The 22,095-nt window shown below is 72.7% G+C and carries 22 protein-coding genes, 1 tRNA gene and 1 pseudogene; 8 read left to right on the plus strand and 16 right to left on the minus strand.

Annotated features, from left to right (window positions below; all coding sequences use genetic code 11):
* Window positions 1–35 precede the first annotated feature (35 nt).
* Entirely contained in the window at window positions 36–680 is a 645-nt protein-coding gene (locus Bra3105_RS02560) for a TIGR03085 family metal-binding protein (protein WP_228358486.1), read from the plus strand.
* 44 nt (window positions 681–724) lie between these two features.
* On the opposite strand, the gene Bra3105_RS02565 is transcribed toward Bra3105_RS02560, so the two are convergent.
* The gene (locus Bra3105_RS02565; RefSeq protein ID WP_228358487.1) at window positions 725–1,765 is read right to left on the minus strand and encodes a methyltransferase; all 1,041 of its coding nucleotides are present in this window, start codon (window positions 1,763–1,765) and stop codon (window positions 725–727) included.
* A 122-nt stretch (window positions 1,766–1,887) separates the two neighbouring features.
* Here Bra3105_RS02565 and Bra3105_RS02570 point away from each other — a divergent pair, with 122 nt between their 5' ends.
* Window positions 1,888–2,679, plus strand: a complete 792-nt coding sequence (locus Bra3105_RS02570) for a ParA family protein (protein WP_200500658.1) — start codon at window positions 1,888–1,890, stop codon at window positions 2,677–2,679.
* A 144-nt stretch (window positions 2,680–2,823) separates the two neighbouring features.
* On the opposite strand, the gene Bra3105_RS02575 is transcribed toward Bra3105_RS02570, so the two are convergent.
* The 4 genes from Bra3105_RS02575 to Bra3105_RS02590 all read right to left on the minus strand — a co-directional run bounded on the left by Bra3105_RS02575 (window position 2,824) and on the right by Bra3105_RS02590 (window position 5,726).
* Complete coding sequence (locus Bra3105_RS02575) at window positions 2,824–3,405, minus strand: MerR family transcriptional regulator (protein WP_323188839.1); 582 nt, start codon at window positions 3,403–3,405, stop codon at window positions 2,824–2,826.
* Window positions 3,406–3,595: 190 nt separating this feature from the next.
* Window positions 3,596–4,297: a transcriptional regulator FtsR gene (gene ftsR / locus Bra3105_RS02580; RefSeq protein WP_200500656.1), complete on the minus strand. Its 702-nt coding sequence runs from the start codon at window positions 4,295–4,297 to the stop codon at window positions 3,596–3,598.
* Between the two features lie 4 nt (window positions 4,298–4,301).
* Window positions 4,302–4,745 carry an FHA domain-containing protein gene (locus tag Bra3105_RS02585; protein ID WP_323188840.1) on the minus strand — a complete coding sequence of 148 codons (444 nt, stop codon included), beginning with the start codon at window positions 4,743–4,745 and terminating at the stop codon, window positions 4,302–4,304.
* A 180-nt stretch (window positions 4,746–4,925) separates the two neighbouring features.
* Window positions 4,926–5,726 (minus strand): class I SAM-dependent methyltransferase, encoded by an 801-nt coding sequence (locus Bra3105_RS02590; protein ID WP_228358488.1) that lies wholly within the window; start codon window positions 5,724–5,726, stop codon window positions 4,926–4,928.
* Window positions 5,727–5,892: 166 nt separating this feature from the next.
* On the opposite strand from Bra3105_RS02590, the gene Bra3105_RS02595 reads away from it, so the two are divergent.
* Window positions 5,893–5,966: transfer RNA gene (locus Bra3105_RS02595), tRNA-Pro, on the plus strand.
* Window positions 5,967–6,482: 516 nt separating this feature from the next.
* Window positions 6,483–7,481 (plus strand): annotated as a pseudogene (locus tag Bra3105_RS02600) (winged helix DNA-binding domain-containing protein).
* A 66-nt stretch (window positions 7,482–7,547) separates the two neighbouring features.
* Here the strand turns inward: Bra3105_RS02600 and Bra3105_RS02605 are convergent.
* Entirely contained in the window at window positions 7,548–7,706 is a 159-nt protein-coding gene (locus tag Bra3105_RS02605) for a hypothetical protein (protein WP_228358489.1), read from the minus strand.
* A 108-nt stretch (window positions 7,707–7,814) separates the two neighbouring features.
* On the opposite strand from Bra3105_RS02605, the gene Bra3105_RS02610 reads away from it, so the two are divergent.
* The gene (locus Bra3105_RS02610) at window positions 7,815–8,471 is read left to right on the plus strand and encodes a DUF2249 domain-containing protein (protein WP_228358490.1); all 657 of its coding nucleotides are present in this window, start codon (window positions 7,815–7,817) and stop codon (window positions 8,469–8,471) included.
* Window positions 8,472–8,490: 19 nt separating this feature from the next.
* Here Bra3105_RS02610 and Bra3105_RS02615 read toward each other — a convergent pair whose 3' ends face one another.
* Window positions 8,491–9,000, minus strand: coding sequence for a universal stress protein (locus Bra3105_RS02615; protein WP_228358491.1), 510 nt, complete (start codon window positions 8,998–9,000; stop codon window positions 8,491–8,493).
* A 148-nt stretch (window positions 9,001–9,148) separates the two neighbouring features.
* Between Bra3105_RS02615 and purU the strand changes: the two genes are divergently transcribed.
* Together purU and Bra3105_RS02625 are read left to right on the plus strand one after the other, a co-directional pair.
* A complete protein-coding gene (gene purU / locus Bra3105_RS02620; RefSeq protein WP_228358492.1) occupies window positions 9,149–10,087 on the plus strand; it encodes a formyltetrahydrofolate deformylase in 939 nt (312 codons plus the stop codon).
* 120 nt (window positions 10,088–10,207) lie between these two features.
* Window positions 10,208–11,428 (plus strand): dioxygenase family protein, encoded by a 1,221-nt coding sequence (locus Bra3105_RS02625; protein WP_323188841.1) that lies wholly within the window; start codon window positions 10,208–10,210, stop codon window positions 11,426–11,428.
* 44 nt (window positions 11,429–11,472) lie between these two features.
* Here the strand turns inward: Bra3105_RS02625 and Bra3105_RS02630 are convergent, their stop codons facing one another.
* A complete protein-coding gene (locus tag Bra3105_RS02630) occupies window positions 11,473–12,120 on the minus strand; it encodes a response regulator (RefSeq protein ID WP_228358493.1) in 648 nt (215 codons plus the stop codon).
* Window positions 12,117–13,403, minus strand: a complete 1,287-nt coding sequence (locus tag Bra3105_RS02635; protein ID WP_228358494.1) for a sensor histidine kinase — start codon at window positions 13,401–13,403, stop codon at window positions 12,117–12,119. Before Bra3105_RS02635 ends, Bra3105_RS02630 begins: the two co-directional genes overlap by 4 nt.
* Before the next feature lie 121 nt (window positions 13,404–13,524).
* Between Bra3105_RS02635 and Bra3105_RS02640 the strand changes: the two genes are divergently transcribed.
* Window positions 13,525–14,829, plus strand: a complete 1,305-nt coding sequence (locus Bra3105_RS02640) for an acyltransferase family protein (RefSeq protein WP_228358495.1) — start codon at window positions 13,525–13,527, stop codon at window positions 14,827–14,829.
* Here the strand turns inward: Bra3105_RS02640 and Bra3105_RS02645 are convergent.
* The 7 genes from Bra3105_RS02645 to der all read right to left on the minus strand — a co-directional run bounded on the left by Bra3105_RS02645 (window position 14,819) and on the right by der (window position 22,091).
* Window positions 14,819–15,754 carry a carbohydrate ABC transporter permease gene (locus Bra3105_RS02645; protein ID WP_228358496.1) on the minus strand — a complete coding sequence of 312 codons (936 nt, stop codon included), beginning with the start codon at window positions 15,752–15,754 and terminating at the stop codon, window positions 14,819–14,821. The two genes, Bra3105_RS02640 and Bra3105_RS02645, sit on opposite strands and share 11 nt — an antisense overlap.
* Entirely contained in the window at window positions 15,751–16,695 is a 945-nt protein-coding gene (locus Bra3105_RS02650; RefSeq protein ID WP_228358497.1) for a carbohydrate ABC transporter permease, read from the minus strand. The genes Bra3105_RS02645 and Bra3105_RS02650 overlap by 4 nt, the downstream gene beginning before the upstream one ends.
* Window positions 16,692–18,065, minus strand: coding sequence for an extracellular solute-binding protein (locus Bra3105_RS02655; RefSeq protein ID WP_228358498.1), 1,374 nt, complete (start codon window positions 18,063–18,065; stop codon window positions 16,692–16,694). Before Bra3105_RS02655 ends, Bra3105_RS02650 begins: the two co-directional genes overlap by 4 nt.
* Window positions 18,066–18,199: 134 nt before the next feature.
* Window positions 18,200–18,859, minus strand: coding sequence for a hypothetical protein (locus Bra3105_RS02660; RefSeq protein ID WP_228358499.1), 660 nt, complete (start codon window positions 18,857–18,859; stop codon window positions 18,200–18,202).
* The gene (locus tag Bra3105_RS02665; RefSeq protein WP_228358500.1) at window positions 18,856–19,329 is read right to left on the minus strand and encodes an NUDIX hydrolase; all 474 of its coding nucleotides are present in this window, start codon (window positions 19,327–19,329) and stop codon (window positions 18,856–18,858) included. Before Bra3105_RS02665 ends, Bra3105_RS02660 begins: the two co-directional genes overlap by 4 nt.
* 8 nt (window positions 19,330–19,337) lie before the next feature.
* On the minus strand, window positions 19,338–19,676 hold the full coding sequence (locus Bra3105_RS02670) for a hypothetical protein (RefSeq protein WP_228358501.1): 339 nt from the start codon (window positions 19,674–19,676) through the stop codon (window positions 19,338–19,340).
* 102 nt (window positions 19,677–19,778) lie between these two features.
* A complete protein-coding gene (gene der, locus Bra3105_RS02675) occupies window positions 19,779–22,091 on the minus strand; it encodes a bifunctional cytidylate kinase/GTPase Der (protein ID WP_228358502.1) in 2,313 nt (770 codons plus the stop codon).
* Window positions 22,092–22,095: the final 4 nt, after the last annotated feature.

The raw sequence follows: 22,095 nt of genomic DNA on the forward strand, positions 1-22,095 counted from the left end.
GGCGTCCGCCGATCCGCCGCGCCTATCATGGCGGCATGTCCCCCCACTCCGAGCCCCTGGCCCGCCACGAGCGCGCGGCCCTGGCCGACGACCTCGTCTCCTTCGGGCCCGACGCCCCCACCGTGATCGACGAGTGGGACGCGTCCGCGCTCCTCGAGCACCTGATTCTGCGCGAGCAGCGCCAGGACCTCATGATCGGCCCGAAGCTGCCCGTCGGCCCGATCGCCGACCGCTCGTACGCCGCCCTGCGCCGGCTCCAGGAGCGCACCTGGGCCGACCGCGTCGAGATGCTGCGCAGCGGCCCGCCGCGCTTCTCCCCGTTCCGTTTCGTCGACTCGCTCGCCAACACCATCGAGTACCTCGTCCACCACGAGGACCTCCTGCGCGCACGCCCGGGATGGGAGCCGCGCACGCTCTCCGAGACCCATGACCAGGAGCTGTGGACGCACCTGAAGCGCATGGCGCGCCCGCTCGTGCGCACCGACGTCGACGTCACCCTCGTCTCGCCGCTCGGCGGAGTGCGCGTGCCGTCGAAGGATCCCATCGGCTCCGTGCGCGTGCACGGCAGCCCGACCGAGCTGACCCTGTGGGCCTTCGGGCGTGATCGCGTCTCCCGCGTGCGCATCGAGGGCGACCCCGAGGCGCTGCTCGTGCTGCGTCGCGGCGACCGCGGGTTCTGAGCCCGGCGCACAGGCCCCTCGGGGTCCGTGAGCGCCCGGCCCGCTCAGCCCCGGTCGAGCAGGAACAGCCGGGGATGGTGCCCCTTCTGGAAGAAGCGGTGCTCGTCCGCGAGGCGCCAGTCCGTGCGGTCCTCGAGGGCCGCGTGCATGCGCCGGATCTCATGGGTGAGGATCGCGAGGCGCGCCCGGGGCGCCGCGAGCTCCGCGGCGCGTGACATGAGGTCCCCGAGAAGCTGCTCGTTTCTCTCGTGCTCCCCGTGCAGGGTGCCCCAGGGCGGATTCGACACCAGGCGCGTGAAGCCGCCCTCGAGCGGCGTCCCGAGGACGTCCCCGTGCACCCAGTCGATCCGGCCGCGGCGCCTCGCCGCCCGCTGATGACCGCGCGCGAGCTCGAGCGCCTGCTCGGAGAGGTCGACGCCCACGGCCCGACGGGGCGCGACCTCGTGCAGCTGCTCGATGAGGAAGGTGCCGGAGCCGCAGGTCATGTCCAGCAGTGAGTCCTGCGCGCCGACGCCGAGCAGATCGAGGCAGCTCGCGGCGATCGTCGCGTTCACGGCGCCGGGATAGTCGCCCGTGCGCCAGGACCGGGTCGAGAGCGGTCGCGGGGTGAGGCGCACGAGCAGCTCCCACTCCCCCGCCGCCGGGGCCCGGCGGACCCGGATCACGAGGTCGCCGTCGTCCGCGACGGGGAGCCCGGCGCGCTCCGCGATCTCCGCGGACAGCCGGCGCATGTCGGGGGTGTCGGCGCCGGCCGCGCGCAGGCGCAGCGCGTCGAAGCGCTGGCGCGGCTTCGCGCGCCGCACCTGCTCGATCAGCTCGCCGATGCGCTGCTGCGCGGAGGTCTCCAGGAGCTCCCGCGGTCGGCGGGCGGGCAGGGCGAGCACCGCGGAGGCGGACACGACCCGGCGCCAGGAGCGCGCGAGGGGGATGGCGGCGGGCAGATCCGGGACCGTGAGCCGCAGCTCCGTCGGCCCCTCGGAGACCACGGTGCCGAGCTGCTCCGCCTCGCGCCGGGCGAAGGGGCCGCAGCCCTCGAGGACCTCGAGGACGAGCTCGCCTGCGGGGTCCTGGCGATCGGCTGTCATGGGCCCCTCCTGGTGCGGGTGAGACGGCGGGTGCGGCGACGGGCGGCCACTCACGGTAACCCGAGGCACATCGTCGGTGCGCCGGTGCGGGCCGAGCGGCCCGGGATCGGTAGACTCGTCGTGTGTTCACTGTGAGCGTCTGTTCCCTCAAGGGTGGCGTCGGCAAGACGTCCGTGACCCTGGGCCTCGCGTCCGCGGCCCTCCATCAGGGGGTGAACGCGCTCGTCATCGATCTGGACCCGCAGGCGGACGCGACCCTGGGCCTGCTCGGCGAGCCGGGCACCACGACCGACGTCGCCGAGGTGCTGTCCTCGCCGCGCACCGAGACCGTGGACCGCGCGATCATCCCGGCCCCGTGGTCCAAGGACTCCTCCTCGCACCTGGACATCATCCCCGGCAGCCACCGCTCGGTGCTCGTGGACTCCCCCGCCCCCAAGGGCCGGGAGGTGCGGCGCCTGCGCGACGCGCTGGACCGCCGCACGCACCGCTACGACCTCGTCATCGTGGACTGCCCGCCCTCGCTCAACGGGCTCACGCAGATGGCCCTGTCCGCCTCGGACCGGTCGCTCGTGGTCTGCGAGCCGGGCTTCTTCGCGGTCACCGCAGCCGACCGCGCGCTCAAGCTCGCCCAGGAGATGCGCGAGGGCGATCTCGCGCCGCGCCTGCAGCCGCTGGGCCTCGTCGTGAACCGCTACCGGCCGCGCTCCGTCGAGCACCAGTACCGCCTGGCGGAGCTGCGCGACCTGTTCGGCGACCTCGTGCTCGACCCCGTGATCGAGGAGCGCGTGGGCCTGCAGCAGGCGCAGGGCGGCGCGGTCCCCCTGCACGAGTACCACGGCGCGAGCGGCGCGCGGCTCACCGAGGACTTCGACGCCCTGCTCAAGCGCGTGATGGACTCCCGCCAGGACAGCTGACCGGGACAGCGGGGAGGCGCCTCCCACGGCTCCGTCGATCCGCTCCGCGCGCGGACGCGCACAGACAGAGAGGGCGGGCACCCTTCCCGGGTGCCCGCCCTCTTCTGTGCGTGGTCTGCTGCGGCGGTGCCGCTGGCGGTCCTCTCAGCCCGCGTGGCGCCGCCGGCGCGCGGCGAGCTCGTCGTGCAGGGCGATCTCGGCGTCATCGGCCGGGTCGACGCTCGGCAGCACGGAGAGCTCGCTCTCGACCTCGCGCCACACGCGGCCCACGGCGATGCCGAAGACGCCCTGACCGCCCTGGACCAGGTCGAAGACATCCTGCGCGGACGTGCACTCGTAGACCGAGGCGCCGTCGCTCATGAGGGTGATCTGGGCGAGATCGTCGATGCCGCGCTCGCGCAGGGCGCTGACCGCCACACGGATCTGCTGGAGGGAGACGCCGGTGTCGAGGAGCCGCTTGACGACCTTGAGGACGAGCACGTCGCGGAAGCCGTAGAGACGCTGGCTGCCCGAGCCGCTCGCGGCGCGCACGCCGGGCTCGACGAGGCCGGTGCGGGCCCAGTAGTCGAGCTGGCGGTAGGTGATGCCGGCGGCCTTGCAGGCGGCGGGCCCGCGGTAGCCGAACTCGCCGGGCGCATCCACGAGCTCGTCGAAGAGCACGCCCTGCGCGTCCTCGGCGGGCACTGTCGACTGCGTCGTGCGGTCCGCGCTCTGATCGCTGTTCACATTCGCCTCCGGTAGCGGCTCTCCTATGGGGAAGGGTAAGAGCACGCTGACAGCCTAGCGTCTCCTCGCGCGGGCGTCCTCCCCGTCCCGCGCGTGTCGCGGACGAATCGGGGCGCGCGCGGAGGATCCGGACACGGCCGGGGCCGGCGGCGGATCCGCGTCGCCGGGAGGGGCCGGAGGCCGACGGGGCTCACCCGCCGCGGTGGATCTGCTTCCTGAGCAGGGCGTTGTGCAGGGAGTTCAGGGATTCGCCGAGCTCCTCGGCGAGGCTCTGGGCCTGACCGCGGGCGGCGGCGTCCGTCGGCCGCGAATGGGGCTGGGCGACCGAGCGCAGCATGTGCGCCTGCCGCTCGACGGACGTGCGGACCATCACGAGGTGGCGCGGGTGCAGCCCCTCGTCGGCGAGGACACGGGCCGCGCGCACGATCTCGAGCTCCGAGGCCCCGTAGAAGACGAGGCCCTCCTCGAGCATCCCGTAGCTCTCGAGCTCCTCGAGGAGCTCCTCGTCGACCTGCGTCTCGCGCAGCAGCCCGCGCCGGTCGAGGCGGACGGGCTGGATCTGGGAGGTGGGTCCCGGGCGCGAGGCGATCGACGTGACGTCGCCGTCGCCGTCGACGCCGTGCTCGAGCAGGTGCTCCTTGATGACCTTGAGCGGCCAGAAGCGGTCGCGCTGGGCGCGCAGGACGAACAACAGACGGTCCACATCGGCCCGCGAGTACTTGCGGTAGCCGCTCGCGGTGCGCTCGGGGGAGATCAGCTCCTCCGCCTCGAGGTAGTGGAGCTTGGAGTGGCTGAGATCGGGGAATTCCTCGTGCAGGAGGTCCAGGACCTGTCCGATGCTCAGGCGCGCACTGCCGGACGGGGTCGGCCTGCGCGAGGCCGATGCCGCCACGAGGTCAGTCCTTCCCGGGCTTGAGGTGGAAGGTCAGCCGGTATTTGCCGATCTGGACCTCCTGGCCGTTGCGCAGGACGACCTCGTCCACGCGCTCCATGCCGACATAGGTGCCGTTGAGCGAGCCGAGATCGCGGATCACGAAGTCCGCGCCCTGCTGCAGGAAGGCGGCGTGCTTGCGGGAGACGGTGACGTCGTCCAGGAAGATCTCGCTGTTGGGATGACGGCCGGCGACCGTCTTCTCCGCATCCAGGAGGAAGCGCGCACCGAGGTTCGGACCCTTGCGGACGATCAGCAGGGCGCTGCCGTCGGGAAGGTTCTCGATCGCCGCACGGTCCTGCTGGTTGAGGCCGTGCTCCGGCTCCTCGAGCGCATCCTGCGTGGGGATGGCGTGCAGCGTCGAGGTCTTGTCGAGGCTGTCGTAGGTGCCGTCGGCGTTCTCGGTCACTGAAGCTCCCCTTCCCTAGGTCGCACCATCCTCCCATGTGGATCAGCGCTCCCGGGAGGTGCAAGGACAATGCTGTGGAGATTTGACGAACACTTGACCGAGGCGGGTTGCGCGGCTGGTCCGCGAAAACGGGCATCGCGGGCACAGGTGCCATCGGTCGTGGTCAGACGCGGAGCCGCGTCAGATGCGCGGGACCTCGAGAGGGTCGTCGAGCATCTCGGCGAAGTCGGTGCGCGCCGGAGCGGGCCGGCTCGGGCGACGCGCCTGGACCAGGTACCGGGAGAGCGTGATCCGCAGCGGCAGAGCGTCGGCCGTGCAGGTCGGCGGGACCAGGAGACCCTCTCCCTCGCACAGGGCGCGCAGACCCTCGGGCGTCTCGATCCGCCCCTCGCCGTGGAAGGTGTCCGAGTGCTCGGTCTCGAGCCCCGCCTCGGTGACCCGGCGCAGGTGATCGGCGAGAGAGTCCGCGGCGCCGCCCGAATCGTCGGAGTCGTCGGTGCCCTCGGAGCCCAGCTCGGCGAGATCGCCGGGGCCCCGCTGCTGGGCGAGGAGCAGCCCCTCGGGCGCGAGGACGCGATGGACCTCGCGCGGGTCGTAGGGGGCATCGACCACGAGGACCAGGTCGAAGCGCTCGGGCGGGAACGGCAGCGTCGCGCCGACGTCGGACGGATCATGGTCGAGGACCTCCAGACCCAGGGACCCCAGGCGCTCACGGGTCCAGGAGTGGGCGGGGCCGACAGGCAGAGCCGCGACGCCTTCCTCGGCGAGCGTCCCCCGCAGTCGGGCGAGCAGGCGGGCGGCGCGCGGCCCGATCGCGAGCACGTGATGGGAGAGCTGGGCGAGGGCGCTCGCGCTCTGCGCGACGCGCCACGGCAGCTCGGGCAGGTCGAGGCCGGAACTCTGCTCGAACAGATCGGGCACGGGCGCGCCGGGGATCTCCTCGCGCGGCACCGAGGGGCTCTCGCTGTGCTGCTGATCCATCCTCGGACCTCCTGCCGACGGGGCTGGCCTCACTATCGCATGCACGCCCGCGACGCGCGCAACGGCGGGGCGTCGGCCGGGGTGCCGCAGGTCACGCGCTCGCGGATTCGCTCTCGACGCATCTTCCGGGGTAGCATCTATCCCGGTCCTCCCGCCGCGGAGGTTCCGGGCTGTGGCGCAGTTTGGTAGCGCACTTGACTGGGGGTCAAGGGGTCGCAGGTTCAAATCCTGTCAGCCCGACCGAGAGAATCGGTCGCCGGAAACAACGGTGAACTGCATAGATGGACCGAGAGGCCCGCACCCGGCCAGCGCCGGGGCGGGCCTCTCGCTCTGCCGTGGCACAGGGCCGTGTCACGAGACCGCGCTGCGCGACCGTGCACCCCCGCGCGGCGACGGCGTGCTCTGCGCGCAGTTCGTGAGCACGCACCGGTCGAAGAGGTAATGTCTCGAACCGAGCCGAACGTCGGCGTGGTGGAGGTCATCGATGAGCACACGTCGACACCGGCACCAGGGCGCGCAGGGATGCGAACCGTTCGCCGTGCGGCTCAGGATGCCGGGCCTCGATCGCACGGTGAGTGATCCGCCCGAGATCATCGGGCACCTCCACGTTCTCGCAGGGCGCTGCCGCGCCGTCGTCGAAACAATGGTGCGATGAGCATCGCCATCACGACCGCACAGCTCCGCGCCCTTCGGCTGCGAAGTCACGGTCTCGTGGCACACGGCGCGGGCCCCTCGATCGGCGAGGTCGCCACCAGGATGCTGGCCGTGCAGGCCCAGGACCTCGCGCAGGGCACATGGGCGCTCGGCATCCGCGCTCGCGGATCGACCCTTCACGACGTGGACCGCGCGCTCGAGCGCGGAGAGCTCATCCGCGCCTCATCGCTTCGCGGCACTCTCCACTTCCTCGCCGCACGAGATCTGCACTGGTTGCTCGGCATCACCGCTCCACGGGAGATCGCTGCCGCCGGTCCGCGACTTCGCCAGTTCGAGCTCGACGCCTCGGCACTGCGCCGCGCGCGCTAGGTCACCGAGTCGCTTCTCGGCGACCGCACTGCGCTTCCCCGCGCCGAGTACCTCCGCGGGCTGGAGACTGCGGGGATCGCGACGGGCGGGGAGCGCGGATACCACATCATCCGGTGGCTGGCGCAGAGCGGCATCGTCTGCTGGGGGCCGGCACGCGGCACCGGGCAGGGGCTCGTCCTCGCAGAGGAGTGGATCGGCGACGCCGCCGAGCTCGCCGGCGACGATGCCCTCCGCGAGCTCGCCGGACGGTACCTCGCCGGACACGGTCCTGCCACGGACCGGGACCTCGCCTGGTGGGCGCGGATGCCGCTCTCCGAGGCACGCAGGGCCATCCGGCTGGCAGGCGCCGACCTCATCGAGCTCCAGCACCGGGGTGCGACCCACTGGGCCACCGCACGGACGATGGACGAGGCGGGAGACCGCGGCGTGGGACGACTGCGCCTGCCGAGGACCACGCACGCGCTGCCCGGGTACGACGAGTACCTGCTCGGATACGCGGACCGCTCCGCCGTGCTGCCGGACGAGTTCGCCGGCCGCGTCACCAGCGGCCCGAACGGCATCTTCCACCCCATGATGCTCGCCCGCGGCAGGGTGATCGGAACATGGCGAGGAACCGATCGCGAGGGGCGCACGACGGTCGCCTTCGAGCCGTTCCACGACCTCACCGCGTCCGACCGCCTGGCGTTCGCTCGCTCAGCAGCTGCCTTCGAGCGGTTCCGCAACGGCATCTGACGCCCGGGCCGATCCCGGTCGCGCGGAAGACCGCGTGGGCACGCAGGGGCGTCGAGGGACCGCGGGTCACGCCCCGGACTCGTCCTCGGAGTCCTCGAGGCGGCGCCCGCAGCGCCAGCACGTCATGCCCGGCTGCTCGGTGAGCGCGCCGCAGTCCGGGCACACGCGCTGGAGCCAGCAGGCGGCCTCGCCGCCCTCGATGCGCACAGGGTCGTCCTCGCTCATCGCGCCTCCCTCGCCGCCGGGACCTTCGTCGTCTCGAGACTACTGGCCGCGCGTAGGGTGCGGTCGTACCGCCTCCCCGGCGCCCCACCTCAGCGAAGGAGTCCCGCCGTGCCCTCTCCGTCGGCCGATCCACAGCCCCCGCAGTCCGCGCAGTTTGCACAGTCCGCGCAGTCCGCACCGTCAGAGGTCCTCGACGTCCGCGAGGTGCCGAAGCCCCAGCGGCACGGCCGGATCTTCGCCCGCTTCGAGGAGCTCGGGGTCGGCGAGTCGTTCGTGCTCGTCAACGACCACGATCCCCTGCACCTGCGGGACGACTTCGAGCGGGACCAGCCGGGCAGCTTCGGGTGGGAGTACGAGGGAACGGAGGACGGCGGCTGGCGCGTGCGGATCTCGCGGCTCGCCTCGACCGCGCTCCCCCGCGTGCTCGTGGACACCGCCGAGGCCGAGCTGCCCGAGGGGTCGGCCGGCGGGGCCGCCTGGTCGATCGGCGTGCATCCGCGCGACCTCGACTCGAACCTCGTGATCCTCCCCGCGGGAGGCGGCATCGGCGAGCACGTCGGGCCCGATCACGACGTGCTGGTCGTGGTCCTCGCCGGCAGCGGCACGATCACCACGGAACGCGGTCAGGTCGAGGTCGCGCCGGGTGAGCTGGTGCTGCTCCCCCGCAGCTCGCGCCGTGCCTTCACCGCGGGGCCCGAGGGACTGCGCCACCTCACCGTGCATCGCCGTCGGCCGACGCTCCAGATCACCGACGCCCCGCGCTGAGATCCGAGGCGCGCCCTGATCAGCTCTCGTCCTCCCAGGGCAGGGTGAGGTCCTCACCGTGGGACGCGAGCGGAACCACGACCACGGGCCGCTCCTGGTGGTGCGCGAGGTGCACGGCGACGGAGCCGCTGAGGAACTCGCGCAGCGAGGCGCGCAGGCCCGACTCCCGGGTGCCCACCACGATCATCGCCGCGTCCAGCTGATCGGCGAGCCGCATGAGCTCCTGCGCCGGCGGGCCCGCGAGGGCGACCGTGGACCAGTGCACGCCGCGGTCGGCCAGCGTCTCGGAGATCGCCTCGTGCAGGGCCGGGTCGAAGACCTCGACGATCTCCTCGAAGGCGTCCGGGTCGACGGGCAGGGCGGTGACAGTGCCGTCGGGCCGTCTCTCCAGGGTGTAGCTCGAGGCGTCGACGCTCGCGCACACGAGCTCGGCACCGAAGCGCTCGGCGAAGGTCGCCGCCTCGGCGACGACCCGGGAGTGCTGTCCAGGGATCACACCCACCACGACGGTGGGGGTCGCGTCCATCATCACTGACCTCCCTCCCCCGACCGCGCGGGAGCGCGGTGCACGGATACCGAGATCGTCCCCCGCCTCCCGGGAGAAGTCCAGCCCCTCGACCGGCCCATCCCGCGGTCCGACGCCCCGGGTCCGCCCCGCTCTTCCCTAGACTTCTCCCATGCCCGAGACCTTCGCCGAGAAGCCCGTCGCGCCCGTCGCGCCCGTCGGCCCTGCGCCCCGCTCCGAGAGCCCCGAGGAGCCGACCACCTCGCCGACCACCTGGGTGCTCACCCTCGCCTGCGAGGACCGGCCCGGGATCGTGCACGCGGTCAGCGGCGCCGTCGTCGCCGCCCGCGGGAACATCACCGAGTCCCAGCAGTTCGCCTCCCCCGACACGGGGCGCTTCTTCATGCGCCTGCAGATCGCCTCGGACACGGGGCGCGACGCGCTCGAGGGCGCACTCGCCCCGGTGATCGAGCGCTTCGACCTCGAGGCCTCGCTCGACGTCGCGTGCAGGCCCCGCCGCACCCTGATCCTCGCCTCGAAGGCCGCGCACTGCGTGAGCGACCTGCTGTTCCACCAGCGCTCCGGGCACCTCCCGATCGAGGTCCCTCTGGTGATGGCGAACCATGACACCCTGCGGGAGCTCGTGGAGTTCCACGGCGTCCCCTTCCGCTCCCTGCCCGTCGCGGGGCCCGAGCAGAAGGAGGCCTTCGAGAGCGCCGTGCTCGAGGCGGTCGACGCGCACGACATCGAGCTCGTGGTCCTCGCCCGGTACATGCAGATCCTCTCCCCCGAGCTCTGCGAGGCCCTCGCCGGTCGCTGCATCAACATCCACCATTCGTTCCTGCCCGGCTTCAAGGGCGCGAACCCCTATCGCCAGGCGCACGAGCGCGGCGTGAAGCTGATCGGCTCGACCGCCCACTTCGTCACCTCGGACCTCGACGAGGGCCCGATCATCGAGCAGAACGTGACCCGCGTGGAGCACTCGCACTCGGTCGCGCAGCTGCGGCAGATCGGCCAGGACCAGGAGTGCCTCGCGCTGCGCCGGGCGGTCACCTGGTTCGCGCAGTCCCGGGTGCTGCTCGACGGGATGCGCACGGTCATCTTCCGCTGACGCCGCTGCGCCGGCGCCCCTCCGCCGGCGCACAGCCCCGGCACAGGCGGGACCTGCCTCCGGCACGGGATCGCCCCGCAGGATCGTTCTCGCCCCAGAAGAACGACCGAAGGACCTGCGATGACCATGCACACCCCGCAGCCGGACGAGCCCCGCCGCCATCCCTCGCACGCCGAGGACTCCCGTGTGGAGGTGGCCGACGACGGCCGCGTGAGCTACCAGGGACGCGACCTCTCCCACCCCGAGGAGCCGCTGGCAGACCAGGGCCTGGGCTTCGACCTCGGCACGCTGCTCTCACGCCGCCGGACCCTCGCTGGCCTCGGGCTCGGGGCTGCGGCCGTGGGGCTCGCGGCCTGCACGTCCGGCGCCTCCGACGACGCCGCCTCGTCGTCGTCCGCCTCCGACGGGGGCGGCTCGGGCATGAGCGACGGGGAGATCCCCGAAGAGACCAACGGCCCCTACCCGGCCGACGGCACCAACGGCGCGAACGTGCTCACCGAGTCCGGGATCGTCCGCTCGGACATCACCTCGAGCTTCGGCGACGCGAGCGCGAAGGCCGACGGCGTCCCGATGACGCTCACGCTCACGCTCACGAACCTCGAGAAGGACAACGAGCCCTACGAGGGCGTCGCCGTCTACGTGTGGCACTGCGACGCGGCCGGGGAGTACTCGCTGTACTCCGAGGGCCTCGAGGAGGAGAACTACCTGCGGGGCGTCCAGGTGGCCGACGAGAAGGGGCAGGTGACCTTCACGAGCATCTTCCCCGCCTGCTACACCGGCCGCTGGCCGCACATCCACTTCGAGGTCTATCCCGATGCGGACTCCATCACCAGCACCGACAACCTGCTGGCCACCTCGCAGGTCGCCCTCCCCCAGGACGTCTGCGAGACCGTCTACGCGCTCGACGAGTACGACGGCTCGGCCGAGAACCTCGCGCAGGTCACCCTCGACTCCGACAACGTCTTCGGGGACGACGGCGGGGAGCTGCAGCTCGCCGACGTCGACGGCGACACCGACAGCGGGTTCACGGTGACACTGCCCGTCGCGATCGACCCGAGCACCGAGCCCGGGCAGTCCACCGATGCCTTCGGCGCGGGCGGCGGACAGGGCGGCACGCCGCCGTCCGACGGCGGGGGCGCGCCTCCCTCCGACGGCGGCGGTCAGGGCGGCATGCCTCCCGGTGGTGCGTCCGACGGCGGGTCGTCCGACGCCGGCGCGTCCGATGCCGGCGGGGCGAGCGGGACGCAGAACAGCTCCTCGACCACGTCGTCAGGCGGCTCGGGGAGCGCGGCCGCCGCGGAGGCTTCCCTCGTGGGCGGCGTCCTCGTCGCCTCGCGCTGAGGCCGTCGCACCGGGACGATGCCGGGAGCGGGGGCTCGTCGGACTTAGACGAGCCCCCGCTCCCACGCCGTCCGCACGGCCGAGGCCCTGTCGCCGACGTCGAGCTTCTCGTAGACGTGCGCGAGGTGGGTCTTGACCGTGGCCTCGCCGATGCGCAGGCGCCGAGCCACGGCCCGGTTCGTGCACCCCTCGGCAACGAGCCGCAGCACCTCGCTCTCGCGGACGCTGAGCGCGGGGCGCGTCCCGCGCTGCGCGGTGAGGGCCGCGAGCGCCGCGGGGACCAGCACGGGACGTCCGGCGGCCAGGTCGTGGACCGCCCGCGCGAGGTCCTCCCCGCGCGCGTCCTTGAGCAGGTAGCCGTCGGCCCCCGCCTCGAGCGCCCCGAGGATCTCGCGGTCCGTGTCGTAGGTGGTGAGGACGAGCAGCCGCGGCTGCTCTCCCCCGCGCCGGCGCTGCTCGCGGATGGCCTCGACGCCGCCCATCCCCGGCATGCGCAGGTCCATGAGCACGACGTCCGGGTGATCGCGGGCGATCGTCGCGAGCGCCTCGGCGCCGTCCTGCGCGGCGCCGATCACGTCGATCCCGGGGTCGGCGCCGAGCATCGCCACGAGTCCGTCGCGGACCACCGGATGGTCGTCGACCACGAGCACCCTCACCGTGCCGCTCCCCGCAGGGCTCTCCGCGGGGCTCACCGCGGGATCCTCGCGGTCAGCAGGGTGCCCGCGCCCGGCGCCGAGTCCACATCGAGGGTCCCGCCGATCTCACGGATCCGCGAGCGCATGCCCGGGATGCCGTGCCCGCATCCCTGCGCGGCGGCCCGCGCCGGGTCGAAGCCGCGGCCGTCGTCGCGGATCCGCAGCACGAGCACGTCGGGCTCTCCCACGAGCACGATCTCGATCGCGCCGGCCCGGGCGTGGCGGGCGGCGTTCGACAGCGCCTCCTGCGTCACGCGCACCACCGCATGGGGATGCGGGAGAGGACTCGGCGCCGCGTCGGCGTCGAAGGTCGCCACGATCCGGTGGGTCCGCGACCAGCGGGCGACGAGCTCCGCGAGGCTCTCGAGGGGGTCCTCCCCCTCGAGCTGCTGCGGGGCCAGCGCCTCCACCGCACGGCGCGCGTCCACGAGGCTCTCCCGCGCCGCCTCCTCCGCGGTCCGTATCCGCCGGCGCGCGGACTCGTCCAGGTCGTCCTGCGGCACGGCCTCGAGCTGGCGGATCACGCCGACCAGGCCCTGGGCCACCGTGTCGTGGATCTCCCGCGCCAGGCGCGTGCGCTCCTCGGTCACGCCGCGATCGCGCGCGCGGCGCACGAGCTCCTCGTGCAGCGCCGAGTTCTCGCGATACGCCACCGTCAGCTCGCGGGCGGCCGCCTCGCGCGCGACGACCTCCCTCTCGCGCTCCTTGTCCAGGTGCATCATGCCCAGGCTCAGCAGGACGTTGACCAGCACGAGCATCACGAACAGCGCAGGGGCGGCGGCCACGCCGGAGACTCCGCCCGTCTGACCGAAGGCGCAGATCAGCGCCGTCACCCCGACCGAGACCGGGATCGCCCGGCTCGCGAGGAAGCGGGGCGCATCGAGATAGCCCACGAAGGCGTAGATGCACGCGAGGGGATTCAGGACGACCACGAGCACGAGAAGAGCCTGATGGACGGCGAAGAGGATGACGAGCCGGGACTCCCCCGCTCCGCGAGTGCGCGCCCTGCGGTTGAGCTCCACGCGCAGCAGCAGCGTGGCGAGCGTGGGGGCGAGGGCCCAGAGGATCAGGTGCCGGAACCCGAGGGCGTCGGAGGCGAGCAGGCCCACGAGCCAGGAGACCGCGGCGAGCAGGGGCGGCAGCCAGACGATCAGCAGCCGCCCGAGCGGACCGGTCGGCGTCGCCGCCTCGCTGCCGGTCCCGCGGACGGGGATCGGCAGCGGGGCCGCGAGCCCCGTCGGGCGCGCGACCGGCGTCGGACGCGGAGTCGCCACAGGCATGCGCCCCAGTCTCCCCCGCGGCCGCACCCGGCGCCACCGTCGTGGCATCCCCCGATCGGCGGAGGGCGCGGACGCCGGTGAGGGGATCCACCGGACGTCGGGCCTGCCTAGCGTCGTGGTCATGGCCTCCTCCGCACATCCGCCCACGTCTCCGACGTCCGCAAAAGCCAAAGCCGCAGCGACCGCGACCTCCACCGCCGCCACGCGGCAGACTCCCTCCGCGCGACTGCACCACCTGGACGCCCTCCGCGCCGGCGCCCTGCTGCTGGGGGTCGTGCTGCACACCGTGCTCGGGTTCGTGCCCGGTGCGGCCTGGCTCTTCCAGGACACTCGGACCGCGTGGTGGGCGCTGCCCGTGATGGTGGTGATCCACCTGTTCCGGATGATCCTGTTCATGATGCTGGCGGGATACTTCGGCCGCATGGTGCTCATGCGCCGCGGCACGGGGGCGTACGTGCGCGACCGCCTGGTGCGCATCGGGGCGCCGCTGCTCGCCTTCTGGCCCCTCGCGGTGCTCTCGCTGCCCGTGGTGATCGTCGGGGGCAGTGCCCTGCTGGGTCGCTCGCTGCCCGGCGCCGTGCAGGGCGGGGCCGACGGCGGTGGAGCCCAGGGCGGGGCCGACGGAGGCGCGCCGGGGCTGCTCGATCTGCTCACGCCGGGCCAGCTGTGGTTCCTGCTCCTGCTGCTCGAGATCATCCTCGTGGTCGTGCTGGTCCGGGCGCTGCTGGTGAAGGTGCTGGGCGGCGAGCGCGCGGGCCGCGCCTCCCGCTTGATCGGCCGCGTGCTCTCGAGCCCTGCGGGACTGCTGCTGGCCGCGCTCCCCTACGCGGCGGGCCTCATCGTCCAGGGGACGATCATCGGCGGCATCCAGGAGCCGACCACGTTGATCCCTGTGCCGGGGGCGTCGCTCGCCTACGGCGGTGCGTTCCTCGTCGGCTGGTTCCTCCAGGCAGAGACCGGATCCCTCGAGCGGATGGCGCGGGGCTGGCCCCTGTGCCTCGCCCTCGCCGCCCTGCTCTCGGCCCTGATCCTGGTGGACGGATCGGGGACCTCCGATTCCTCGGCCCTCACCCTCGTGCTGGTTCCGGTGGCGGGATGGGCGTGGGTGCGCGGACTGCTCGGGCTCGCCGGGCGCGTGATGGACCGCGAGGTCTTCGCGATCCGCTATCTCGCCGACGCCTCCTACTGGATCTACCTGCTGCACCTGCCGATCGTCGTGGCCCTGGGCCTGGCGATGGCGGAGCTGCCGCTGCCCCCGCTCGTGAAGGTCGCGCTGAACCTGCTCCTCACCACCGGGATCCTCGTGCTCGCCTACGACCTCATGGTGCGCAGCACCTGGATCGGGCGGTGGCTGAACGGGCACCGCAGGCCGCGGGCGCTGCTGCCCGCGTCCCGGCGCGCGGCCCGTCGGCCGATCACCCCTTGACGCCGCCGGCGGCCGCGAAGCCCGTGCCCAGGCTCCGCCCCATGATCAGGTACAGGGCGACCACCGGCAGGGAGTAGAAGATCGAGAAGGCCGCGAGCTGGCCGTAGGCCACCTGTCCGTACTGCGAGGAGAACGTGTACAGGGTGACCGCCGCCGGCAGGTGATCGGGGCTCAGCAGCAGCATGAAGGGGACGAAGAAGTTGCCCCACATGCCCACGAAGGTGAAGATCGTCGCCACCGAGAGTCCCGAGCGCATGAGCGGCAGCACCACGGACCACAGGGTGCGCAGCACGCCCGCTCCCTCCGTCCATGCCGACTCCTCGATCTCCACGGGCACCGAGTCCATGAACCCCTTGGTGAGGAAGATGGCGTACGGCAGGGACGAGGCGCCCAGGAAGAGGATCGCGCCGAACATCGAGTCGATGAGGTTGACCTGCACGAACAGCGAGTAGACGGGGATCATGATCGCGGTGATCGGCAGGCCGGTCGCGAAGATGACGGTCAGCAGCAGCGGGCGCTTGGCCGCGAAGCGGTACCGCGAGAACGGGTAGGCGCAGAGGACCGCGGCGACCATGGTCACGATCGTCGCCCCGCCGCACAGCAGCAGCGAGTTCCCCAGCGGCCGGAACGTGGTCTCGGTGTTCCAGATCGCCCGGAAGTTGCCCAGGCTCCACTTCTCGGGCCAGCTGACCGAGAGCGTGGCGCTCTCGTTGAACGAGGCCAGCACGACCCACAGCAGCGGTATCAGGAACGCCACGCCGATGACGATCATCGCGAGGCTCGAGGCGAGCTCGGCGGTGCGCTCGCGCGGCCCCTTGCCGCCCTTGTGGCCGCGGCGGGTGCGCGCGGTCGACGGGCCGGGGACGGATGCGCCCGACGTGGAGGCGGGTGCGGAGGCGGCGTCGGCCGCTGCGGTGGAGGTCATCGCTTCTCCTCCTCGGGGAGCAGGCGGAGGTAGACGAGGGAGGCGGCGGCCCCGATCAGCAGCAGGAGCAGGGCGACCGCGGTGCCGTAGCCGAGCTGGCCGTAGGAGAAGGCCTGCTCGTACATGTACAGCGGCAGGGTCTGGCTCTTCCGGTCGGGACCGCCGCCGGTCATGATGAAGATCAGCCCGAAGACGGAGAGGGTCTGCAGGGTGATGAGCATGAGGTTCGTGGCGAGCGCCGGGCGCAGCAGCGGCAGGGTGATCGAGATGAAGCGGCGCATCGGCCCGGCCCCGTCCATCGCGGCGGACTCCTGGACATCGCCGGGGATCGCACCGAGCGCCGCCGAGTACACGAGCATCGAGAAGGCCGTGCCGCGCCAGACGTTCGCGAAGCTCACCGCCACGATCGGGGCGCTGAACAGCAGCGTCTGCGGCGGGATGCCCACCAGACCGAGGATGCCGTCGAGGCTGCCGCCCTCGGCGAAGAAGGTGTAGAGCAGGTAGCCGGCGACCACCTCGGGCAGGATCCAGGCGGCGATCACGATGGAGGTGATCGCGAAGCTGATCACCCGGTTCGCCCTCTCCATGAGCACCGCGAGCAGCAGCCCCAGGAGGTTCTGCCCGATCACGGCGGAGATCAGGGTGAACAGGATCGTGAGCACGACAGAGTTCCAGAAGTCGCCGTCGGTGAGGGCGTCGGTGAAGTTCGAGACGCCCACGAAGGAGGTCTTCGAGGCGCCGTCCCCGCGGATCGCCTTGTCGGTGAAGGCGAGGTAGAGCGAGTAGATGATGGGGCCGGCCATGAACAGCACCAGGAGCACGGCGGCGGGGATCATGGGCGCGGCGCGTCGCAGGGTGAGGCGGTCGCCGATGCCGGCGGGGCGCCGACGGCGGGGCCGCACGGGCCCGGTCGCGGGGCGCTCGGGGGCGAGAGTGCTCATCGGGACTCCTCCTGCACGTTCTCGGCGCCGACGATGTCCGTGACCGCGGCGTCGTAGTCCGCCGCGGCCTTCTTCGGATCCGCGGCGTCGGACATGACCGCCTCCATGGCCTCCTGGATCGCCGCCGAGACCTCGGGGTAGGCCGGCAGGGCCGGCCGGTAGTAGGCGGTCGCGAGGAGATCCGTGAAGAACTCGACGCTGGGCGCGTACTCCTGGTACTCCTTCTTCGCCGCGACGTCCTTGCGCACGGTGATGTGGTTGTCGGCGATCGCGAAGGCCAGCGAGTTCTCCGTCGAGGTCGCCGCCTCGATGAACGCCCAGGCGGCGTCCTCGTCCCGGCAGTGCTGGGGGATGGTGAGCCCCCACCCGCCGGCGAGGGTGAGGGTGCCCGGGTCCTGCCCGTCCTTCGTGGGCATCTTCGCCAGGCCGACCTTCTCGGTCCACTCCGGCCACTCCCCGGGCGACCCCTCGGCCCAGTTCCGGGTGATCCACGAGCCGTCCAGCAGGATGCCGAGCTTCCCCTCGGGGATCATCGTGAAGTAGATGCTCTCGCTGATGTTCGGGTCCAGGTGCTGGGAGACCGGAAGGGTCAGCTCCTCCTCGAACATGGTGCGCAGCAGGGCGAGGGCGTCGACGAAGCCCTGCGACCCCAGGACCCACTTCCGCGTGTCCTCGTCGTAGAGACGGGAGGTCGTGCCGTAGAGAAGCATCTCGAAGCCCTGCATCGAGGCCTTCTCGCCCTGCGCCTTCCCGCTGAAGATGAACAGCGGGGCGGCCTCGGAATCGGAGTCCTTGATCGCGCGGGCGGCCTCGAGGATGTCGTCCCAGGAGGTCGGCTCCCAGGTGCTGGGCAGCCCGGCCTCCTCGAAGACGTCTCGTTGGTAGAAGAGGGCGCGGGTGTCGGTGGTCTGCGGGGCGCCGTAGACGTGCCCGTCCTCCGCGGTGAAGGCTTCGCGGGAGGCCTTCACGACGTCGCCCCAGTGGTCCCAGGTCCTGATGTGCGCGTCGAGCGGCCGCAGGTATCCGGCGCCGACGTCGGAGAGCATGATGAAGGAGTCCTGGTAGACGACGTCGGCCGAGGTCCGCGGCGAGGACATGAGCAGCTCGTTCTTGGTGAAGTAGTCGTTCTCCGCGGCGACGATCGGCACCAGCTCGACGCTGAGGCCCGGACGGGCGGCGGTGAACGTCTTCGCGCTCGCGCTCAGCCAGTCCTTGAGGTTCGTGCCCGAGCCGAACTGCTGGTAGGCGATCCGCACGGTGTCCCCTCCCGCGTCCGAGGAGCAGGCGGCGAGCGGCAGGACGACGGCGGCGCCGGCGGTGATCCTGAGGAAGGTGCGTCTGTCGGGGCGGGTGGGTCCCGGGGTGATCATGGGGAAGGCTCCTCCACATCGAGGGGCGGCAGCCGCGGGGCGCGTGGTCCTCCCGCGGGGTGCGCGTGGCTGTGAGCCAGCCTACAGGCGCGGCGCCGCAGGCCGCGGAGGCCGAGCGCTGGCGTGTCCGGCGGTCAGTCGCGAGCGGCGACGAGCAGCCGCGCGGCCTCGACGCCCTGGCGGGCGGCGGCGTCGGCGTAGCGGGTCCCCGGCGGGATCTGCGCGATCTCGAACCACCAGGAGGCGTGCGGGACGAGTCGCACGTCGCGCCAGGGCACGTCGAAGCCGGGGTCCTGCCAGAGGGTCAGCGCGATCTCGGCGCGGCGGCCGGCCGCATGCAGGGCGAGCCGCCGCAGCTCCGGGAGCGAGTGGGGCCCGGGCCTGCACGAGGACGGGATCGCGACGGTCGCGTCCAGAGGCAGCGGCCAGCGGGTCTCGCCCCAGGCCAGGGAGGTCTGCCCGGTGCCGCCGACCACCGCCGCGGGCAGCCGCAGGTCCTCCTCGCGCACCGGCTCCCGCTCCCCCGTCGGCCGCAGGTCGAGCACGCTGCGCTCGACCCAGACGCCCGGCAGCGCGAGGCGCTCGCCGACCCTGACCTCGACCAGGACGCCGTCCCCGAAGACCGCCAGGTGCTCGGCGGCATCGGGCACGCGATCCGCGAGCGTGCGCTGGTCCAGGAGCATGCGCACGTGGGCCTCGTCCCCGGAGTGCTGGGTAAGCGCGAGGGCGAGCACGTCGCCGGGACGCGCGGCGCGGGCAGTGGCGCGGGCAGAGGCGCGGGCGGCGGCGCTCATGCCCGGAACACCGCCTCGGGTCGGTCCTCGAGGGCGAGCGCGATCTGGTCGCGGAACCCGCCGGGCATCGGCGGGAGGTCGTCGACGTCCGCCCAGCGCGCCTCGGTGTTCTCGCCATCAGCGGGCCGGGGCTCTCCATCGACGTGCTCGAGGACGAAGCAGAGATCGAGGTACTGCGCGCGGTCGCCGTTGGCGTAGGTGGTCTCCGGCAGCGTGCGCACCTCGATCAGCCGCAGCGGGCGCACCGAGAGCGCGGCCTCCTCGGCGACCTCGCGGACGGCGGCGCGAGCGGGCTGCTCGCCGGGATCGATGATGCCCGTGACCGGGGTCCAATCGCCGGTGTCGGCGCGGCGCACCACGAGGGTGCGCCGCCGCTCGGCGTCGAGCACGATCGCGGTGACGCCGGACATCCACAGCAGGTCGTGGCCGATGTGCTCGCGCAGCGCGAGGACGAAGTCGGGGGTCGCCATGTCTTCCCTCAGCTCGTCGACGCCGCGCCGACGGTGATCAGGGTGATGACCAGGGGCACCACGAGGGTCACCAGGAAGACGAGGACGATCAGCGCGGCGATGATGATCATCGAGATCCAACCCCACTTCACGAGGGCGCGCGCCGTGGTGGGCTCGTCGAGCTTCACGAGCGCGATGATGCCGAGGATCGACGGGATCATCGCCCCGCACATCGCCCCGATGACGATCTGCACGATCGCCTGCGTCTGCAGGGACTGGCGCTCCGGGTACTGCACCGGTGGCGTGGGGAGCGGAGCGCCCTGGCCCGGGGGCTGGGGCGGCGGCACCTGCTGCCAGGACTGGCTCATGGTCTGCTCCTCAGGGCGGGTCGGGCGGGTCGGGCGGGTCGGGCGTTCGGGCGGGTCGGGAGGGGACGACGGTCGACGCGGGCCGCGGTGCTCCCGTTCGGGTCAGCGGAAGCGCTTCTCGCGGATGCGCACGCCGATCTCGATCGGGGAGCCCGCGAAGCCGAAGTCCTCGCGCAGGCGGCGCTCGATGAAGCGCCGGTAGCCGTGCTCGAGGAATCCGGTCGCGAAGATGACGATCCGCGGCGGCCGGGTGCGGGCCTGCGTCGCGAAGAGGATGCGCGACTGCTTGCCGCCGCGCAGCGGGTGCGGATGCGCGGCAACGAGGGTGCCCAGGAAGGCGTTCAGGCGCGCGGTGGGGATGCGCGTGTCCCACGAGTCCAGGGCGGTGCGCAGGGCCGGCACGAGCTTCTCGGCATGGCGTCCGGTCAGTGCCGAGATGTTCACCCGCGGCGCCCAGGCGACGTGCGCGAGGTCCTTCTCGATCTCCCACTCGAGCTGGCGGCGCCGGTCCTCGTCGATGAGGTCCCACTTGTTGAAGGCGAGCACGAGGGCGCGCCCGGACTCGAGCACCATGTCGATGATCTTGAGGTCCTGCGTGGAGATCGGCTCCGAGGCCTCGAGCAGCACCACGGCGACCTCCGCCCGGTCGAGCGCCGAGCGGGTGCGCAGGGACGCGTAGAAGTCGGCGCCCTGGGACTGCAGCACGCGGCGGCGGATGCCCGCGGTGTCCACGAAGGTCCAGACCTGTCCGCCCAGCTCGATCTTCTCGTCGACGGGGTCGCGGGTGGTGCCCGCGAGATCGTCGACCACCACGCGGTTCTCCCCCGCCAGGCGGTTCAGCAGGGAGGACTTGCCGACGTTCGGGCGGCCCAGCAGGGCGACGCGCCGGGGGCCGTCGTCGGGAGCCGCCCCGCGGCCCTCCTCCGGGAGCGCTGCGAGGACGGCGTCGAGCAGATCGCCCGAGCCGCGGCCGTGGATCGCGGAGACCGGGTGCGGCTCCCCCAGGCCAAGGTTCCACAGGGCTGCGGCCTCGAGCTCGCCGCGCTCGTCGTCGACCTTGTTGGCCGCGAGGATCACGGGGCGGTCCGAGCGGCGCAGCACCTTGAGCAGCTGCTCGTCGGTGGTGGTGATGCCGACGGTCGCGTCGACCACGAAGAGGACGGCGTCGGCGAGCTCGATCGCGACCTCGGCCTGCTCGGCGACCCGGTAGGCGATGCCCTGGACCTTGTCCTCCCAGCCGCCGGTGTCGACGAGCCAGAAGTCGGTGCCCGCCCACTCGGCCGCGTAGAAGACGCGGTCGCGGGTCACGCCCGGGACGTCCTCGACCACGGCCTCGCGGCGGCCCAGGATGCGGTTCACGAGGGTCGACTTGCCGACGTTCGGGCGGCCGACCACGGCCAGGACCGGCAGGTTCTTCGCCGCGCGGCCGACGGGCGCGTCCTCGATCCCCTCGCTCAGGAGGGCGAGGTCCTCGTCGTCGAGGTCGTAGTCCTCGAGACCGGCGCGCCAGGCCTCGGCGATCTCCTCGTCGGTGGGCTCGTCCCCGAGGGAGGCGGCGGCGTCCGGGCCGCCCGTCCAGTGCACCTCGGGATCGTTCTGCGCGTCCTGAGGTTCGCCCTGGACGTCCTGCGGTCCGTCCTGGTCGTCCGCCGCCTGCTCGTGGCGCGCGCGGGCCTCGGCCACGAGGGCCAGGACGCGCTCGATGACCTGCTCGATCGTGAGGTCGGTGGTGTCGATCGGGGTGACGCCCTCGGCGGCGGTGAGGAACTCGGAGACCGTGGAGTCGTCGCGGTCGCGGCGCAGCACCTGGTCGCGCATGCGCTCGCGGCTCTCCTCGGAGTCGTCGAGGCCGAGCTCGGCGGCGCGCCGGGCCATGCGGGCCTCGTCGCTCGCGGTGAGCAGCACGCGCACGTCGGCGTCGGGAGCCACGACGGTGGTGATGTCGCGGCCCTCGGCGGCGCAGAGGCCGCGGAGATCGGCGGTCTCCCGCAGGATCTCGCGCTGGCGGCGCTGGAGGATCGGGCGCACGGCAGTGTTCGTGGCGATCGCGGAGACCTTGCCGCTGATGCCCTGGGTGCGGATCTCGGCGGTCACGTCCCGGCCGCCGACGGCGACGGTGGCCCCGGCGGGGTCGGTGCCGAGGTCGAGGTCGAGGGTCTCGGCGACGTGCGCGACGGCCTCGCGGTCCTCGAGGTCGATGTGGTCCTGGAGGCACTGCCAGGTCACGGCCCGGTACATGGCGCCGGTGTCGAGGAACCCGCCGCCGGTGACCTCGGCGACGCGACGGGCCACGGTCGACTTGCCCGAGCCGGCGGGACCGTCGATCGCGACGGTCACGCCGCGGGGCGCGCCGACGGGCGCTGCGTCCGACGGGACGGCGTGCTCGGATGCGGGCTGGGCTGCGGAGGACTCCATCGGA

The sequence above is a fragment of the Brachybacterium halotolerans subsp. kimchii genome (genome assembly GCF_020792675.1).
GTDB classification, from domain to species: Bacteria; Actinomycetota; Actinomycetes; order Actinomycetales; family Dermabacteraceae; genus Brachybacterium; species Brachybacterium halotolerans.

Bases quoted from the DNA above. Each gene is read 5' to 3' on its own strand.
- Bra3105_RS02645 (WP_228358496.1), bottom strand. From the start codon at position 15,754: ATGACCTCCACCGCAGCGGCCGACGCCGCCTCCGCACCCGCCTCCACG.
- Bra3105_RS02640 (WP_228358495.1), top strand. From the start codon at position 13,525: ATGGCCTCCTCCGCACATCCGCCCACGTCTCCGACGTCCGCAAAAGCC.
- Bra3105_RS02665 (WP_228358500.1), bottom strand. From the start codon at position 19,329: ATGGCGACCCCCGACTTCGTCCTCGCGCTGCGCGAGCACATCGGCCAC.
- der (WP_228358502.1), bottom strand. From the start codon at position 22,091: ATGGAGTCCTCCGCAGCCCAGCCCGCATCCGAGCACGCCGTCCCGTCG.
- Bra3105_RS02655 (WP_228358498.1), bottom strand. From the start codon at position 18,065: ATGATCACCCCGGGACCCACCCGCCCCGACAGACGCACCTTCCTCAGG.
- Bra3105_RS02650 (WP_228358497.1), bottom strand. From the start codon at position 16,695: ATGAGCACTCTCGCCCCCGAGCGCCCCGCGACCGGGCCCGTGCGGCCC.
- Bra3105_RS02625 (WP_323188841.1), top strand. From the start codon at position 10,208: ATGACCATGCACACCCCGCAGCCGGACGAGCCCCGCCGCCATCCCTCG.
- Bra3105_RS02565 (WP_228358487.1), bottom strand. From the start codon at position 1,765: ATGACAGCCGATCGCCAGGACCCCGCAGGCGAGCTCGTCCTCGAGGTC.
- Bra3105_RS02605 (WP_228358489.1), bottom strand. From the start codon at position 7,706: ATGAGCGAGGACGACCCTGTGCGCATCGAGGGCGGCGAGGCCGCCTGC.
- Bra3105_RS02660 (WP_228358499.1), bottom strand. From the start codon at position 18,859: ATGAGCGCCGCCGCCCGCGCCTCTGCCCGCGCCACTGCCCGCGCCGCG.
- Bra3105_RS02560 (WP_228358486.1), top strand. From the start codon at position 36: ATGTCCCCCCACTCCGAGCCCCTGGCCCGCCACGAGCGCGCGGCCCTG.
- Bra3105_RS02670 (WP_228358501.1), bottom strand. From the start codon at position 19,676: ATGAGCCAGTCCTGGCAGCAGGTGCCGCCGCCCCAGCCCCCGGGCCAG.
- purU (WP_228358492.1), top strand. From the start codon at position 9,149: ATGCCCGAGACCTTCGCCGAGAAGCCCGTCGCGCCCGTCGCGCCCGTC.
- Bra3105_RS02615 (WP_228358491.1), bottom strand. From the start codon at position 9,000: ATGATGGACGCGACCCCCACCGTCGTGGTGGGTGTGATCCCTGGACAG.
- Bra3105_RS02590 (WP_228358488.1), bottom strand. From the start codon at position 5,726: ATGGATCAGCAGCACAGCGAGAGCCCCTCGGTGCCGCGCGAGGAGATC.
- Bra3105_RS02635 (WP_228358494.1), bottom strand. From the start codon at position 13,403: ATGCCTGTGGCGACTCCGCGTCCGACGCCGGTCGCGCGCCCGACGGGG.